Annotated in this window: 13 protein-coding genes and 1 tRNA gene; 2 read left to right on the plus strand and 12 right to left on the minus strand. The window is 69.5% G+C overall.

The genetic code is table 11. From position 1 onward, the window contains the following. Window positions 1–26 precede the first annotated feature (26 nt). Both EDD41_RS09975 and EDD41_RS09980 read left to right on the plus strand, forming a co-directional pair. Entirely contained in the window at window positions 27–908 is an 882-nt protein-coding gene (locus EDD41_RS09975) for an ABC transporter ATP-binding protein (protein ID WP_123575795.1), read from the plus strand. Between the two features lie 101 nt (window positions 909–1009). Next, window positions 1010–2155, plus strand: a complete 1146-nt coding sequence (locus EDD41_RS09980; RefSeq protein WP_170165318.1) for an ABC transporter permease — start codon at window positions 1010–1012, stop codon at window positions 2153–2155. Here the strand turns inward: EDD41_RS09980 and EDD41_RS09985 are convergent, their stop codons facing one another. From EDD41_RS09985 to lanKC, 12 genes are all read right to left on the minus strand, one after another. Beyond that, the gene (locus tag EDD41_RS09985) at window positions 2156–2875 is read right to left on the minus strand and encodes a VIT1/CCC1 transporter family protein (protein ID WP_123575797.1); all 720 of its coding nucleotides are present in this window, start codon (window positions 2873–2875) and stop codon (window positions 2156–2158) included. Window positions 2876–3025: 150 nt separating this feature from the next. After that, a tRNA-Ile gene (locus EDD41_RS09990) sits at window positions 3026–3099 on the minus strand. A gap of 65 nt (window positions 3100–3164) precedes the next feature. After that, window positions 3165–3818: a DUF3566 domain-containing protein gene (locus tag EDD41_RS17970; protein WP_342769272.1), complete on the minus strand. Its 654-nt coding sequence runs from the start codon at window positions 3816–3818 to the stop codon at window positions 3165–3167. Continuing rightward, window positions 3811–6489, minus strand: coding sequence for a DNA gyrase subunit A (gene gyrA / locus EDD41_RS10000; protein WP_425454356.1), 2679 nt, complete (start codon window positions 6487–6489; stop codon window positions 3811–3813). The genes EDD41_RS17970 and gyrA overlap by 8 nt, the downstream gene beginning before the upstream one ends. A 224-nt stretch (window positions 6490–6713) precedes the next feature. Then, window positions 6714–8306: an alpha/beta fold hydrolase gene (locus EDD41_RS10005; protein ID WP_094764261.1), complete on the minus strand. Its 1593-nt coding sequence runs from the start codon at window positions 8304–8306 to the stop codon at window positions 6714–6716. Window positions 8307–8376: 70 nt separating this feature from the next. Then, the gene (locus EDD41_RS10010) at window positions 8377–10395 is read right to left on the minus strand and encodes an alpha/beta hydrolase family protein (RefSeq protein WP_094764262.1); all 2019 of its coding nucleotides are present in this window, start codon (window positions 10393–10395) and stop codon (window positions 8377–8379) included. 9 nt (window positions 10396–10404) lie between these two features. Then, on the minus strand, window positions 10405–12354 hold the full coding sequence (locus EDD41_RS10015) for an ABC transporter ATP-binding protein (RefSeq protein ID WP_094764263.1): 1950 nt from the start codon (window positions 12352–12354) through the stop codon (window positions 10405–10407). A 210-nt stretch (window positions 12355–12564) separates the two neighbouring features. Then, on the minus strand, window positions 12565–12687 hold the full coding sequence (locus EDD41_RS17830; protein ID WP_256762901.1) for a hypothetical protein: 123 nt from the start codon (window positions 12685–12687) through the stop codon (window positions 12565–12567). Between the two features lie 105 nt (window positions 12688–12792). Continuing rightward, window positions 12793–12918, minus strand: coding sequence for a hypothetical protein (locus tag EDD41_RS17835; protein WP_281273127.1), 126 nt, complete (start codon window positions 12916–12918; stop codon window positions 12793–12795). Window positions 12919–12966: 48 nt separating this feature from the next. Continuing rightward, window positions 12967–13092, minus strand: coding sequence for a hypothetical protein (locus tag EDD41_RS17840; RefSeq protein ID WP_256762905.1), 126 nt, complete (start codon window positions 13090–13092; stop codon window positions 12967–12969). 61 nt (window positions 13093–13153) lie between these two features. Further along, a complete protein-coding gene (locus EDD41_RS17845) occupies window positions 13154–13279 on the minus strand; it encodes a hypothetical protein (protein WP_256762907.1) in 126 nt (41 codons plus the stop codon). Window positions 13280–13313: 34 nt separating this feature from the next. Then, window positions 13314–15938 (minus strand): class III lanthionine synthetase LanKC, encoded by a 2625-nt coding sequence (lanKC, locus tag EDD41_RS10020; RefSeq protein ID WP_123575798.1) that lies wholly within the window; start codon window positions 15936–15938, stop codon window positions 13314–13316. Between the last annotated feature and the right edge of the window lie 344 nt (window positions 15939–16282).

Raw genomic sequence — 16282 nt, forward strand, 5'->3', positions numbered from 1 at the left:
TCGGACAGACCAACCAGGAGGCAGCGATGCTGGACGTCCAGCAGCTCACCCGTCGCTATGGTGACAAGATCGCCGTCGACGACGTGTCATTCACCGTCGGCGACGGCCAGATGATCGGCTTCGTCGGCGGCAATGGCGCCGGCAAGACCACCACGATGCGCATGATGATGGGCCTGCTCTCCGCAGACCAGGGCCAGGTGCTGTGGCAGGGCCGCTCCGCCACCGCCGAAGACCGCGCCCACTTCGGCTACATGCCCGAGGAACGCGGTCTCTACCCCAAGCAGCCGATCCTGGACCAGCTGGTCTACCTCGCCCGGCTCAAGGGCATGAGCGCCCCCGCGGCCCGCGCCGAGGCCCTCGAACTGCTGGAGCGCTTCGGACTGGCCGAACGCGTCAAGGACAAGCTGGAGAAGCTCAGCCTCGGCAACCAGCAGCGCGTGCAGATCGCCGCCGCCGTGATGGCCAGCCCCACCTGTCTGGTGCTCGACGAACCCTTCAGCGGCCTGGACCCCGCCGCCATCGACCAGATGGCCGACCTGCTGCGGGAACGCGCCTCCCACGGCATCCCGGTGCTCTTCTCCAGCCATCAGCTGGACCTGATCGACCGGCTCTGCGACGGGCTGGTGATCCTCGCCAAGGGTCGCGTCGTCGCCAAGGGCAGCAAGGACGAGCTGGAGTCCCGCGGACGGGTGCGGCACCGCCTGGTGGCCAGCACCGACCTCGGGTGGGTACGCGACATTGCGGGCGTGGTCACCGAGGACGTCGACGGGAGGACTGCCCTGTTGGAGTTCGTCACCCCCGAGGCCCAGCGCACCGTGCTGACCGAAGCCCTGCGTCGCGGCGAGGTCCTGGAACTCGCCCGCGTCCGCCCCACCCTGTCCGAGATCTACCGGGAGGTTGCAGCATGAGCACCGTGGCACAGAATTCCCCTCGACAGGCTCGGGGAACGGAAGGAACTGGCCGGCGAACAGGAGGCCCTGGCCGGGGCCAGGCGCCCTGGGTCACCGTGATGACCCGGGAGATCCTGGTCAAGGTCACCGACAAGTCCTTCATCATCGGCACCCTCACCACCCTGCTGCTGGTGCTGGCCTCCATCGGCGCCAGCGCCTACTTCAGCGGCAAGGCCCAGCACTACGACGTGGCCGTCGTCGACAGCCAGTCCGAACAGGTCGCCGGCGGCCTGGACGCCGTCGCCAAGAAGTCCTCGGACAAGGACTCCGTCGCGGTGAAGAAGGTGGCCGACGTCTCCGCGGCTGAACGGCTGCTGCGCGACGGTGATGCCGACGCCCTGCTGCAGCGCACCGGCAAGGGCTGGGAGTTGACCTGGAAGAGCTCCCCGGACTCCGGTTTGGAGCACTTGGTGCAGCAGACCGTCAGCGGCCAGGTGATGGCGGTCACCGCGCAGAAGGCGGGAACCTCGGTGGAGGAGCTCACCGCGGCCAGCACCGTCGGTACCAAGCTGCTGGAGGGTGACACCAAGCGGGCCTCGGCCGGCACCGCCATGGGCCTGGTCTTCGCCGTGCTCTTCCTGATGTCGGCCATGACCTATGGCATGCAGATTGCCCAGTCCGTGATCGAGGAGAAGCAGTCCCGGATCGTGGAGATCCTCGTCGCCGCCATCCCCGTGCGGCAGCTGCTGGCCGGCAAGGTGGTGGGCAACACCATCCTGGCGCTGGCGCAGATGGCGCTGCTGGTGGGAACCGGTCTGGTGGGTGCCAGTTTCATCCCCCGCTTCCGGGACTTCCTGCCCGCCATGGGGGCGGCCGTCGGGTGGTACCTGCTGCTCTTCGTCGCCAGCTTCCTCGCCCTGGCCTGCATCTGGGCCGCGGCGGGTGCCATGGGTACCCGCAATGAGGACCTGCAGCAGACCAGTGCGCCGCTGATCTACCTGTTGATGGGTGCCTACATGGCCGGCTTCATGGCAACCGGCGTCTGGAAGGTGGCGCTGAGCTATGTGCCGATCGTCTCCGGGATCCTGATGCCGGCCCGGATCGTCGAGGGCACCGCCCACTGGTGGGATGGTCTGGCCGCCCTCGTGGTGAACCTGGTCTTCGCCGGCATCACCGTCGTGGTCGGCGAGCGGATCTACCGCCGGGCCCTGCTCCAGACCCAGGGCCGGTTGAGCTACCGGGACGCCTTCAAGCTGAAGGCCTGATCAGCCCACCGTTGCTCCGAACAGGCGGCCGAGCCCGAAGGTGATCGCCATCGCCACCAGGCCCCCGGCCACGTTGCGCAGCACCGCACGTGGCACGGGGGCCTTGCCGAGTGTGGCGGAGACGGCACCGGTGAGCATGAGAGCCAGCACGACGGAGGCAACCACGACGGGAACCACCCAGGCGTGCGGAGCGAGCAGGACGGCGAGCATCGGCACCAGCCCACCCAGCGTGAAGGCCAGGCAGGAGGCCCAGGCGGCCTCGAAGGGATTGCTGGTGGCCTCCGGATCGATGTTCAGCTCCAGCTGGGCGTGCGCGCTCAGGGCGTCGTTCTCATGGATCTCCTCGGCCGCACGTCGGGCCGTCTCCGCGCGCACCCCGAGCTCCTCCAGCATCAAGGCCATCTCGTCGCGCTCCTGGTCCGGGATCTGTGCCAACTCACGCCATTCCAGGGCCAGCATCGCCTTTTCCGAGTCGCTCTGGGCGCTCACCGAGACGTACTCCCCGACGGCCATGCTCATGGCACCCGCGGAGATACCGGCGACGCCGGCGGTCAGGAGGGCACCGGCGGACGCACTGGCCCCCGCGACGCCGATCAGCAGGCCGGCGACGGACACGATGCCGTCATTGGCTCCCAGCACGGCGGCGCGCAGCCAGTTGAGGCGGTCACCCACATTTCCTTCGGCATGGGACTGGGCGCGGCTTTCGGCGTCGAGTGTCATGACTCAAGGATCGGCCGGAAAACTCCTTGTGTCATCGAAGGAAAGGCTCGCCACAGGAAGGGAAGCCTCACCCACGGCCCCTCGGGAAGCCACTCGGAGGACCGCCCAGGAAACAGAAAACCCCTTGGTTCTCACCAAGGGGTTGATCTGTGGGCCTAACTGGACTTGAACCAGTGACCTCTGCCTTATCAGGGCAGCGCTCTAACCGACTGAGCTATAGGCCCGCAGTCGCTCTCGCAACGAAGAGTGACTTTATCGTGCTCCCCGTCGGGAACACAAATCGAGGGGGTCAGTCCTCCGCCAGCGTCACCTCAAGGCCGCCCATCACGGTGGCAGCCAGGTTGTAGAGGAAGGCGAAAAGCGTTGCCAGGGCGGTGAGCAGCACCACATTGATCACGGAGATCAGGGCGGCGAAGCCCAGGACGCGCCAGGTGTTGACGTAGTCCTCCAGCCGGAAGGCGGTCTCACTGCCGGGACTGGCCACCAGGTCCGTCACGGACTTGTTGACGCTGTCGAAGACGCCGGAGGTATTGATCACGCCCCAGACCACCCACGTCGCGATGAAGAAGATGATCCCGCCGGCCACGGAGAACAGCAGCATCGTCTTCATCACGGACCAGGGGTCCAGGCGCGAGAGGCGCAGCCGGGCCTTGCGGGTCCTGCGGTTGATTCCCGCGCTCGCGGCACCTGGCACATCGGCGGTCTCAGTGTCCGCGTCGCTGGCGGTGGCCGCAACTGCCGCCGTCATGGTGCGGTCCTTCAGGTCGGTCACCTTGCCGCCGACGGTGCTTCCGGTCTCCGCAAGCTTCTTGCGGGCGCGGCTCCACGCCGACTCACCCGCTTCGGTCGCCCCGCCTGCCTCGACGACGGTGACGTCGTCGCCGGCCTTCGCGGCCTGGGCCGCCTGGGTACCGATCTTCGCGGCGCTGGCTGGATCACTCACCGGATTCCTCCTGGTTGTCCTCGGTCGTCTTCGCCGATTCCTGCTCGTCAACGGTAGCGGCAGTCTCACCCTGAGGGGCATCCGACTCGTCGGTGGTCACCGTATCGGTCTGCGGGGCCTCGCCCTCGGCGGCCTCGATGGCCTCCTCCTCGTGGCTCTCCGGGTTCAGCGCGATCACCGCGACGTGGTCCTCGCCACGCACACCGACGAACTTCACACCCATCGTGTCGCGGCCCTTGGCGGGAACATCGGCGACGGCGGAACGGGTGATCTGGCCGGAGTGCTTGATGGCAATCACCTCGTCGTTCTCGCTCACCACGAGCCCACCCACGAGGTCACCACGGTCATCGGCGAGCTTCATCGCCTTGATGCCCAGGCCACCGCGGCCCTGCTGGCGGTACTCGCTGACGGCGGTGCGCTTGGCATAGCCGCCGGAGGTGACGGTGAAGACGAAGCGGTCGTCCTCGGGCATGTCGGCGTCGATGATGCTCATGCTGAGCAACTGGTCGTCCTCGCGGAACTTCATGCCGGTCACGCCGCTGGTGGCGCGGCCCATCGGGCGCAGGTTCTCGTCATTCGCGCCGAAACGGATCGCCTGGCCCTTGCGGGAGACCAGCAGCACGTCGTCCTCGCTGCTGACCAGCTGGGCACCGATCAGCTCGTCGTCCTCGTCGCGGAAGTTGATCGCGATCACGCCGGCCTGACGCGGGGAGTCGTACTGCTGCAGCGCCGTCTTCTTCACCAGGCCCTTCTTGGTGGCGAGCAGCAGGTAGTCCGCGTCCTCATAGGAGCGAAGCGTCAGCACCTGGGCAATCTTCTCGTCGGGCAGGAAGCTGAGCAGCCCGGCGACGTGACCACCCTTGGCGTCACGGCCACCCTCGGGCAGCTGCCAGGCCTTGATCCGGTAGGCCCGGCCCATGTTGGTGAAGAAGAGCACCCAGTGGTGGGCAGTGGTGGCGAACAGGTGCTGCACCTCGTCGTCGGTGCGCAGGTTGGCACCCTTGACGCCGCGGCCACCGCGCTTCTGCACCCGGTAGGCCTCGGTCTTGGTGCGCTTGGCGTAGCCGCCATGCGTGATGGTGACGACGATGTCCTCGTCGGGGATGAAGTCCTCGTCCGAGAAGTCACCGTCGGCGGCGATGATCTTCGTGCGGCGCTCGTCACCGTACTTGTCGGTGATCTCCTGCAGCTCCTCGGCGATGATCTTGCGCTGGCGCATCTCGTTGCCGAGGATGTCCTTCAGGTCTGCGATCAGCGTCTCGAGCTCGGTCAACTGGGCCCGGATCTTCTCGATCTCGAGGGCCGCGAGGCGACGCAGCTGCATGTCGAGGATGTTGCTGGCCTGCTCCTGGTCGATGTCGAGCAGTCCCATCAGGCCCTCGCGAGCCTGGTCGGTGGTGCGCGAGGCGCGGATCAGGGCGATGACCTCGTCGAGCATGTCGAGGGCCTTGACGACGCCGCGCAGGAGGTGGGCGCGCTTCTCGGCCTGCTTCAGCTGGAACTCGGTCCGGCGACGGATCACCTCGATCTGGTGCGCCACCCAGTAGCTGATGAACTGGTCCAGCCGCAGCGTGCGCGGCACCTCGTCGACCAGGGCCAGCATGTTGCAGCCGAAGGTGTCCTGCAGCTGGGTGTGCTTGTACAGGTTGTTCAGCACGACGCGGGGCTGGGCGTCGCGCTTGAGGATGATCACCAGGCGCTGGCCGGCACGCGAGGAGGTCTCGTCGCGCATGTCCGCGATGCCGTTGATCTTGCCGGCATTGACCAGCTCGGCGATCTTCTGCGCGAGGTTGTCGGGATTGCACATGTAGGGCAATTCCTTGGCCACCAGCATGGTGCGCCCGTTCTTGTCCTCCTCGATGTCCACCACCGCGCGCATCGTGACCGAACCACGGCCGGTGCGGTAGGCCTGCTCAATCCCGTCGCGGCCGACGATGGTGGCGCCCAACGGGAAGTCGGGGCCCTTGATGAAGCCCATCGACACCTCGAGCAGCTCCTCGTCGCTGGCCTCGGGGTGCTCCAGCGCCCACTGCACGGCCTGGGTGACCTCGCGCAGGTTGTGGGTGGGAATGTTGGTCGCCATGCCGACGGCGATGCCCGTCGAGCCGTTGACCAGCAGGTTCGGGAAACGAGCCGGCAGGACCGTCGGCTCCATCTCGCGGTTGTCATAGTTGGGACGGAAGTCGACGGTCTCCTGGTCGATCTCGCGCACCATCTCCATCGCCATCGGCGCCATCTTGCACTCGGTGTAACGCATGGCGGCAGCGGGGTCATTGCCCGGGGAACCGAAGTTGCCCTGGCCATTGATCAGCGGCGCGCGCATCACCCACGGCTGGGCCAGACGGACCATGGTGTCGTAGATGGCCGAGTCGCCGTGCGGGTGGTACTTGCCCATGACCTCGCCGACCACGCGGGAGCACTTGTTCCAACCGCGGTCGGGGCGGTAGCCGCCGTCGTACATGGCGTACAGCACGCGACGGTGCACCGGCTTGAGGCCGTCGCGCACGTCGGGCAGAGCACGGCCGACGATGACGCTCATCGCGTAGTCCAGGTAGGACTTCTGGATCTCGTCGTTCAGGTCGATCGGCTGGGTGCGGGCCTGGGCCGGGGCGGCGATCTCGTCGACGGTGCTGATCTCGCCCTCGGCCAGCGCCTTGCCGTCCTCGGCCATGATCGCCTCGACGGGCGAGAGGTAGTCGGAATTGGCCTGGTCGTCGCCGGGGCCCTGGGGAATGTCGGTCATCGGGATCCTCACTGCGCGGATGGTTCCGCCCGGTCCTGTCGGCGCGGCTCCGGGGCCGCACCGACACGTCGAGCAATCCTGCCAATCCTACCCCGACGAGCTCCGCAGCCGTCGTGCGACGGGCTGCGGGGCACTGCCCGTCCCCCGGTGGTTCAGGAGAAGGGGACGAAGTCCCCCTTGCACACGGTCCCCGGTGCCGGCAGGCTGCGGTCGAGCAGCGCCCGGTCCATGGCCGTGCTGGCACAGGTGGACAGTCCGTAGGCGGTGTGGCCCCAGTTGGTCGAGACCAGCAGACGCGCGGAGGCGCTGCGGGCAGCCACCGCACGGGCAGCGTCCAGACCGGTCGCCGGGTCGTGGGTGCTGCCCACCACGAGGATCGGCGCATGAGTGGTGGAGGCGAAGGGACCTCGCCAGGCGTCCTCGTCGACTGCCGTCCAGTCCTGTGTGGCGCAACTGAGCGACTGGTAGAGCCAGTAGGGGCCGAACAGGCCACCCGACTGTCGCGCGGCCAGCTGGCGCCAGCGCTGCGGGGACCGGGGGTTGGCGGAATCGCTGCACATCACGGCGGCGGCGAGCTCGAACTCGTTGCCGGGTGCGGCCGACCCCTGCAACCCTTGGCCAACGAAGGGCACCTGCTCCTTCCGGGTCACGGCCTGGCGCACCACCCTGGGAGCCTTGCGCAGGTCGGGAGTGGCGCCGCCAGTGCTCGCCGGTGAGAAGACCATCTGGTGGACGCCCTCGATGATCGCCGGCACGGCTGCCGCGCCCTCGGGCTCGTGCAGCGCCATCCGCAGGTCCTGCAGCAGCATGCCGAGGGTGAGCTCGAAGCTGCCGTCCGCGTCGGTGACGAGGAGGGGTTCACGCCGCAGCCTGGTCACCACCTCGGCAAGCAGTTTCCGGGGCGTGGCGACCCCGCAGGCATCAGGGCCGGCCTGCTCGCAGGCGGCGAGGATGTCGGACAGCGCCGTCTGGGTGGCCTTCGGACCGCCGGTGCGCAACGTGACCGGGACGTGCGCGGTGCGTGGCGAACCGCGCCAGGCCTCCGCGTCGACGACGCCGTCCAGCACCATCGCTCGCAGCCGGTTGGGGTACATCGACGCATAGGTCTGGCCCAGGTAGGTGCCGTACGACCAGCCGAGATAACTGATCTGCCGCTCCCCCAGGGCGTCGCGCACCCGGTCCATGTCGCGGGCCACCTCGCTGGTGGACATCGCGGCGGCCAAGGGGGTGGTCGCACAGGCCCGGGCGAGGCGACGGGTGGCATCCACCAGCGGTTGCTCCGCTCCGGGCAGCGGTGCGGCGGTCATCAGAGCGGGCAGGTCGGCCTCGCGCAAGGCCGGGTCGGCATAGCAGCCCACCGGGCTGCTCTCGTTGGTGCCCCGGGGGTCCATACCGATCAGGTCGAAGCGGTCGCGCACCTCCTGGGAGAGCAGCAAGGGAGCGCGCTGGACGATCTCCTGGCCCGAGCCGCCGGGGCCGCCTGGGTTGATGAACAGCACTCCGAGACGTTGTCCAGGTACCTCCGCGCGGTGCCGGCGCAGTGCCAGGCGTACCTGGGCGCCGCCCAGGTCGTCCTTGTCCAGCGGCACGGACACGGTGCCGCACTCGTCCTGGCCGTCGGCGCAGGGGGACCACGTGATGGCGGCCGCCGGAGCAGGCGCGGCGGCGGCCCGGGTGGGGGCCGTGGTGAGGGCGATGCCCGGGAGCGCCAGGGCCAACAGCCCTGCGGCGATGCGGTGGGTCATGTGGGTCTTCCTTCGGTTCGGGGTGGGTCGAGCGGGAGGTCGGTCGGCAGGTTGCAGTCGCGGGTGGACGTCAGGTGCTGAGAGGGCGGTGGGTGTGGTCGGCCCGGCAGTGCTCGGGGCAGCGCAGGTCGAGCACCTCCGCGGCCCACTCGACCAGTGCCCCCGGCGGACAGCCCTCCCCCCACTGGTCGTGGGTGCCCAGCGGGTCGTACCAGAGGTCTGCGCGATGGCCCAGTGCCCGGTAGCGCAGCGCCCAGGCGACACCCCTGCGCGGGTCGACGCGCACGTCACGGCCGCAGACGATGACCAACGCCCGGGGCGCCGGGGCCGGGGCGGGTGCCATCCGCGCCAGCAGCCCGGGGCCCGACAGGCGTGACAGCACACGTCGCACCTCGGGATCCTCCGGGTCGCCCCACTCGTTGCGGTCGGCCTGTGCGGTGGCGGCCCCGGCGGCCTGCAGCTCCCCCAGCGGGTCGACATAGCCGTTGACCACGATCACCGCGTCGACGGCGTCGGGGCAGCGCGCAGCCACCACCGAGGCCTGCAGGCCACCCGCACTGGCACCCAACACGACGAGCGGGTCGGCCTGGATGCCACCATCGGCGCTCCGCAACCAACGCACGACGGCCTCCGCGTCGGCGAGGCTGTTCTCGCGCAGGGAGCCGATGGCCTGGCGGTGCCGCTCGCCTGCCCCACCGCGGACCTGGGCCGCTGCGACCGCCCAGCCCCGATCGAGCCACTCCAACAGCTGGGGGTCACTGTCCAGGTCGAGGTCGAGCCCGTAGGCCCCGTAGAGCATCAGCGCCACCGGCCCGCGGAAGGTGGAGTCCTCGCCGTACCAGCGGGCGTCGACGCGCACCCGGAAGCCATCGCGGGAGGTGGTCTCGCCCCAGCCGCGCTGCAGCGGGACATCGCTCCCGGCGGCATCCCCGCCCAGCGGGGCCCCGTCCGGGGAGTGGAACCAGGTGATGCCGCGGGCACCCACCCGCTCCACGAGACTGAAGCCCACCCGGGAGAGCGTGGTGTTGGACTGCAGGCGCAGCAGTCCGGGTGAGCGACGGACCTCCGAGACCTCGCCACTGGGCAGCGCGACGCCCAGCACGAGATCCTCGGCGCCACCGTCTGCGAGCTTCGTCCGGACCCCGACCAGCGCCTGCTCCACACCTGCCGCCAGGGCGAAGGGGGTACCGTGGCCTTCGGCGAGTCGCTCGAGATGGGCGCCAGTGAAGCTGCGGGGCAATGGCTCGAGAGGGCTGGTGTACAGCTCCCAACCCTGCTCGCCGGCCACCACCACGAACAGCGTGTCGCGCTCTTCGAGGCTGCCGACCTGCACCAGGGCGGCACTCTGGCGCTCCAGCTCGATGGGCACCACGGCCGGGCTCTCGGCGTCGACGTCGAGCAGGCCGGTGTGCCTGGAGCGCCGCGGCCCCCATTCCACCGTCACCCAGCGGCGCCGTGCGGTCGGGGCGAGCGAGATCTCCGCGGCGTCACCGGTGGTGACGACCTCCGGCTCCGTCTCGCCCGACAGCAGCGCCACCACCGCCTGGGTGCGGCCGGCCCGCTCCGGATCCGGCTGCACGAAGACGATGCGGTTGCCCTCGGCACCAGCCACCAGGGCATCCGGGTAGAGGCCGGCCACCACGCCTTGGCGGCTCGGCTCCGGTTCATCCCTGCGGTAGCCGACGGCGACGTAGGCCTCACGGTGGTGCAACCGGAAGACGTTGAGCCAGTGGTCAGCGCCCTCGTCGAGGTCGATGCGGTACAGACTCAGGTTGTTGAGGTCGAGCTCGGCCTCCTGCAGCAGGAAGGTCTCGCCCAACAGGCTGCCGGGGTCACGGGGGTCGGCGATCCAACCCGCCTCCAGCCGACCATCCGGCGAGGCCCCGAGCCGGAGCCAGCCGTCGCGCATCGGGACGATGTCGAAGCCCTCGTCGGCCACTGCCTGGCCGGTCGCCATCTCGTTGACGTCGGTGCCGAGCTGCTCCAGCGCGGTCAGCAGCTGGGAGCGGTCGGCGGCCTCCACGGCCTCGGGTGTCAGCTCTACCGGGGCGATGTCCAGATCGAGCGTGAGCGCGTGGTGCGTCGCCACGGTGGCCTCCTAGACCTTCACCAGGGAGCGGAAGAGCTCGGAGCGGCCGCGCAGCTCCTCGGGGCTGCCCGCGTCCATCAGCCGGCCGTTCTCGAGGACGAGCACCGCATCGGCGTGGTCCATGCCGAAGTGTCCGTGGCCGGAGGCGAAGGTGGTGACCCCACCCATCGTCTGCTTGATCAGGTCCATCACCTGCTGGCGGTTGAGCGCGTCGAGCCCGGAGGTGATCTCGTCGAGCAGCAGCATCCGGGGGTTGCCCAGCAGCGCCCTGGCGATCGCCAGGCGTTGGCGCTCCCCACCGGAGAAGGCGTAGGCCGATTCACCCACCGCGGCGTCGAGCCCGTTCGAGCGGCTGCCGACGGTGGCTGCAAGGCCCACCTGCTCCAGCAGCTCCCAGCACCGTTCGTCGCTGGCGCGGCGGCCGAGGAGCAGGTTGTCGCGCACGGTGCCGCTGAACAGCGGACAGGACTGGTCGATGTAGCCCACTTGGGAGCGGTAGGTGTCGTCGTCGTGCTCGTCGAGCGGGACGCCGTCCACCAGCACCCGGCCACTGCTGGGCTGAACGAACTTCTCCAGCACCGCCAGCATCGTGCTCTTGCCCGAGCCGGAGGGGCCGGTGAGCGCGATCCACTGCCCGGGCTCGGCGTGGAAGCTCACATGGTCGAGCGCGAACTCGCGGGAGGTGTCTCCGCGATAGCGCACGCACACCTCGTCGAAGACGACGTTCCCGCGCAGCAGTGGCGGCAGTGCCCCGGTGGCCATCAGGGCCTCGGCAGCCTCGGCGACGGTGGGCTCCACCAGCAGAACCGACGAGGTGGGCTGTGCCACACCCGTGGGCCGGTGGTCCACGCGGGCGGCGTCGGTGAATGCGGCCAGGGTGCCGGCATCACTGCCATCGGCGATGCCGCTGCGACGGTCGATGACCTCGCGCAGCTCCACGATGCGGTTGAGGGCGCCGTTCGCCTCCGCCATCATCGCCGCGGTGTCTGCCCCGCCGGCCAATGGCCCGACGATCAGCATGGTGTACATCAGGAACTCCACCAACGAGCCGACCGCGAGCTGCGACTGGTGCACCCGCACCACCGCGACGCCGACCACCAGCAGCAGCGTGGCCTGCATGGTCAGCGCGGCGACCGGCCCCATGAAGGAGCGGGCTCGGTCGTTGGCGTTGGCGGCCGACTGGAGCTCGCCGCTGCTGCGGGAGAGCCGGTCGAGGGCGAAGGCGTCGGCCACGAAGGCCCGCAGCACCAGCACCGAGTCGAGCGACCGGGTGCATTCGGCGACGAACTCGCCCTGCGCCTCCTGACGTGCCTGCGAGGTGCCACTGAGCATGCTGCCCAGCACGACGATCACGCCGAGCGCCAGCAGGCACAGGACCAGGGCGGTGGCGGTGAGCACCGGGTCGATCATGGTCATCCGGACCAGCGCGCCGACGACGAGCAGCAGCCCGCCCACGAACTGGACGGGCCCGTGGGTGAACACCTCGACGAGGTGCTCCGAGTCGATGCCGCAGCGGGCGACGAGGTCTGCGGTGGGGTGGTCGACGAGCTTGTGGGCCGGGATGCGCAGGGCGCGGGCCGAGGCCTCGTCGCGCACCGATCGCACCAGCCGGTTGCCCGCCTGCGCCGCGACGAGGTTGCCGGCCGCGGTGAGCACCGAGGACATCAGCGCGACGCCGACGAGCATGGCGCCCGGCACGAGGAGCTGTCGGAAGCCGCCGGAACCCAGCAGCGAGACGGCGCGCCCGGCCAGCACCGGCTGGGCCAGGGAGACGAGCGAGGCCGCCATCGTGAGCGCCAGGATCGACGCGACGGCGGGAGGGTTGCTGCGCAGCAGGGCCCACAGCCGCGCCACCGGGTGGTGCGGGGGCTCGTCGAGCAGTTGGGCGATGCGGTTGGGCCGTGCCGGAGCGGGCACGGCCGGCACGGGGGCACATCCTGCCAATGCGATGGCGGTCATGGTCGTCTCCTTGACGGCTGGGGATGGATGGGTGGTTGCCGGCGTCCGGCTCTCACACCGGGGTGCGGATTCGTTGCCGTGGGTCAGGCGTGGGGCGGACGCGGGTGCTTGCACCGGGCGGCCGGGGGACGCACAATCAGAGGAGAAGCGGGTTTGCTGCTGCCCATTGCCCGGGCAACAGCAAGCCCGCTCCTGTCGTCCGGGGTGCTGTCACCAGCCCAGACAGGTGATGCTGCGGTTGCTCTGATGGCACAGGAAGTAGCTGATGTAGGAGGCCTTCTCGGCCGGCGGGGTGTCGACGTCGGCAGCTTGGTGGGCCAAGATCTCGTTCACGGATTCACCTCCCCGGCACTCGACGGGAGCTGACGGAGCGGTCCCCGCGGGGGCCGTTGCTGCACATTGCCCGTGCAGCACCGACCCCCACGGGTCCGGTTGGGCTCACTTCACCACGCAGAGCGTGATGCTCTGGAAGCTGTTACGGCACAGTGCGACGCTCCAGTTGGAGCGCTTGTCGTCGGACGGGGCCTCGACCTCGTCGACCTGGTGCTTCAGGACGTTGTTCATGGAATTCACCTCCTCGTCGTGGCTCGTGTCCTCCTGGCCGATCAGCGATCAGCAGAAGATGTGGCTGCGGTTGCTCTGACCGACGCCGCCGCAGAGCAGCCAGCTGTCGTTGGAGCGCTTCTCGTCGGCGGGGGTCTCGACCTCCGTCGCCTGCATTCCCAGAATGTTCGTCATCGTGTTCACCTCCTCGGGGGACTGTCGGGTGGGCCGAGCGGCCCGGTCGGGTCGTTGGACGTCACTTCTTGATGCAGAGCACCACGGAGACGTACGAGTTGCGGCACCAGCGGACACTCACCATCGAGGCCTTCTCCTGCTCGGGGGTCTCGACCTCCGAGGCCTGCATTGCCAGGACGTTGGTCATGTCGTTCACCTCCTTCCCTTCGTTCGTTCGGACATCACGCGAACGCCGGTTCCGGCGTCGCGGGCTCTGTGGTGGTGCGTCCTGCGTCCGCGGCGCGGGGCAGCCGTTCGGCGCTCGCGCGGGAGACCGGCAGGACGAGGTAGGGCTGGTCGGCACGGTGGGCGTGGAGCGCCAGGGCTACGCCGGCGGCACCGGTGGCCAGGTCGGAACTGACCCGCAACATCCCCTCACCGATCACGAAGGCCTTCTCGTCGAGCTCGAACAGGCTGGCGCGCACCAGTCCGACCTGCCGCTCCACTTCTGCCCGGTGCCCCGGGCCGGCGGCCAGCAGCGAGACCATCGTCCCCGCGCGGCCGTGGTGGAGTGTCGGGTAGACGAAGATGTCGGAGGAGCAGGTCTCGGCCAAGCCGCTTCGCTGCGCCTCGTCGAGGACCGGTTCTCCGGTGAGGCGCTCGACCAGCTCGGCGACCATCCAGACTCCGGCCGATCCCCAGTCGAGGTAGGGCATCACGCGCCCGTTGACCGTGTCGGGAACCATGACCTGACCGTTCGCCATGGCGACGCAGGTGGACACATCGCCCATGACGTCCTCGCGGGCCCAGTCCAGGTAGCGATCCTCACCGGTGGCCAGGTGCGCCACGACGTCGACCAGGGCAAGGCCCGTGGTGCCGTGGTGCAGGCCTCGTCGCAGCCCGAGGGAGCGCTGGGCGGAGGCACTGGTGGCAGCGGTCCGGTGGATCCGCTCCAGACAGCCGAGGGCATCGGCGAGGAGCTTCTCGTCACCGGCCGCGCCTGCCACCTCGATGGCAGCCAGCACGGCCCCCGACTGGCCCTCCGCCAGTTCGAGCCGACGGAGCCCTTGGGCGGTCTCGAGGGCCTGTGCCGCAGCTCTGGCACCTGCTTCCGGACGGCCGAGTTCCGACAGGGCCAGTGCCAGACCAGCCTGACCGTGCATCAGGTTCGGCTCAGCGCCCACCGGCCAGGTGCCGGCGACCGTGGTCACGGCCTCGAGAGCCGCCTGGTCCACCGGGTGTCCGGTGCGCTGCTGGGCCAGCAGAACACCGGCCCGGCCATGCGCGAGGCCGTGCACCGCGACCGGATCCTCCGGGTGAGGATCGCCCGGGTAGGAACCGTCGGTACCGAAGTCGCGAGACCAGTCGACGCCGGCCATCAGGGCCTCGACGAGGTCCGACAGCTGCGGACCGCCCGGCTGGTGGTGCAGCTGTACGTCGCTCGCGAGCACCGAACGGGTGCCGGCCGGGTAGCGGGCCTCGACCTCGGCGAGCAGGGCGTCGACCTCAGGGCCGTAGGCCTCGGCCACCATGTGTCGGCAGCTCGTCCAGAAGTCCGGTGAGACGGCCTCCGCTTCCCAGTCGGAGTAGAAGCACAGCATCAGGGCCCTCGCGATGGCGAACCAGTCGGCAGCCCGGGCATCGACACTGGTCTCGGCGCAGTACTCGAAGACCCGGAAGCCGATCTCCCGCGGCTGGTCCAGACGCTGCGCATCCTCCAGGTCGACGACGGTGACGGCGAGGTCGGGGCCCACCAGGACGTTGCCGGCGTGCACGTCGCCGAGAGCCCAGCCACGGTCATGGATCGACTGCACGATGTCGACCAGTTGCCGTCCGATGCGGGCCACCTGACGCGCGTACTGCTCGGGCTGCTCCTGCTGGAGCCCGATGCCGGCCACCACCCAGGAGGTGAGCGTGGTGCCCTCGACGTAGTCGAGCTCCAGGTAACTGTGCTCCCAGGCGGTGAACTGTCCCCGCAGGCGCTGCACGCCCGGCAGTCCGGCGAGCTGTTCGAGCACGTGCTGCTCGGTGCGCTGGCGGGTCAGGGCGCAGCGGCCACGGCCGTCGAGGCCGGCGTGGGGCCTCGCCTCGCGCAGCACGCGCTGTTGCCCGTCGGGCAGGGTGGCCCGGTAGACGCCGCCGGCGTTGCTGAAGTGCAGCGGTGTGATGGCGGTGAACTCGTCCAGGCGCGAGGCCACCTTGCCCTCTGCGGCCTCCATGGCCGTGCGGACCACCTCGGGCACCTGGACGCCGTCCGGCACGTGGAAGCGGGGCTGGCGCTGGTCAGGCTCGAGCCCGCAGAGGTCCACGCGGGTGATGCTCGCGACGCGCTCGTCCTCGGCACCCGGGACGTCCAGGGCCAGGAAGGCGCCGTAGCGAACGAAGACCGGTGCCCGGCCGATGCGCAGGTCGGAGAGGATGTACGGCCCCTGGCGCCCGTCGAGGGTGACGGTGAGGCGTGCCAGCAAGTCGGTCAGGTCGGCGTCGTCGACCGGGTAGATCGTGATGAACTTGCCCGAGCTGCCCCGGTGGGCCTGCTTGCTGCTGGAGTCGATGAGCACGGCCAGCGTGGGGAGGAACTTGAACGCAGTTCCGCGCTCCACGCAGATGGCGGTGACATCGGCCAGCGTCGCGGCGGCCTCCTCCGGGGTGGTGGAGATGTGGATCTTCCAGCCCTGGAGCCGCGGCTCCCAGTCGCGGGGGGTCCAGCTCTCCCAGCCGCCGAAGCGGTGGAGGAGCCACCCGGCCGGCAGCTCGTTGGTCTGCACCGGGGCGTCACCGCCGGCGACGAAGACCTCGTTGGGCTGGGCGGCGTAGTACGGAGAATTTTTTGCCGTCGTCATGTAGTGCTGGGCCTGGATGGGCATTTCTCCTCCTTTCCGAAAAGTTGAGCCGTGCCCCGAAGGTTTGTCGGACCTGCCCTCCGAACGCCCGGAAGTGGGCAGCAGCACGGCCGATGAGCCAGTCAGTATCTGGTTCCCGGCCGCAGCTGCCGCTCCTGTCCGTGCCATACCCCCGTCCAGACCGGTGGGCAAGGGCTCGTGCGCCTTCCTGATGGGCGAGCACTCACAGGGACGCGACCTGCGCGAGGGGAGGGAATTCCCGAAGACATCGCCCCCCCAGAACAGGGGCGAACCGATTCGCCTCCAAGGCATCGCAAAGGGTCCGGGAACATCTGGACGATGGTCCCGGACCCTTGGTCAGCAGATTT

Origin of the sequence: Luteococcus japonicus (genome assembly GCF_003752415.1) — a bacterium.
GTDB lineage: Bacteria > Actinomycetota > Actinomycetes > Propionibacteriales > Propionibacteriaceae > Luteococcus > Luteococcus japonicus.

Excerpts from the sequence above, each read along its gene's own strand:
- EDD41_RS09975 (WP_123575795.1), top strand. The coding sequence starts at position 27 with ATGCTGGACGTCCAGCAGCTCACCCGTCGCTATGGTGACAAGATCGCC.
- EDD41_RS09980 (WP_170165318.1), top strand. The coding sequence starts at position 1,010 with ATGACCCGGGAGATCCTGGTCAAGGTCACCGACAAGTCCTTCATCATC.
- EDD41_RS09985 (WP_123575797.1), bottom strand. The coding sequence starts at position 2,875 with ATGACACTCGACGCCGAAAGCCGCGCCCAGTCCCATGCCGAAGGAAAT.
- gyrA (WP_425454356.1), bottom strand. The coding sequence starts at position 6,489 with ATGGCCGAGGACGGCAAGGCGCTGGCCGAGGGCGAGATCAGCACCGTC.
- EDD41_RS10005 (WP_094764261.1), bottom strand. The coding sequence starts at position 8,306 with ATGACCCACCGCATCGCCGCAGGGCTGTTGGCCCTGGCGCTCCCGGGC.
- EDD41_RS10015 (WP_094764263.1), bottom strand. The coding sequence starts at position 12,354 with ATGACCGCCATCGCATTGGCAGGATGTGCCCCCGTGCCGGCCGTGCCC.
- EDD41_RS17835 (WP_281273127.1), bottom strand. The coding sequence starts at position 12,918 with ATGAACAACGTCCTGAAGCACCAGGTCGACGAGGTCGAGGCCCCGTCC.
- EDD41_RS17840 (WP_256762905.1), bottom strand. The coding sequence starts at position 13,092 with ATGACGAACATTCTGGGAATGCAGGCGACGGAGGTCGAGACCCCCGCC.
- EDD41_RS17845 (WP_256762907.1), bottom strand. The coding sequence starts at position 13,279 with ATGACCAACGTCCTGGCAATGCAGGCCTCGGAGGTCGAGACCCCCGAG.
- lanKC (WP_123575798.1), bottom strand. The coding sequence starts at position 15,938 with ATGCCCATCCAGGCCCAGCACTACATGACGACGGCAAAAAATTCTCCG.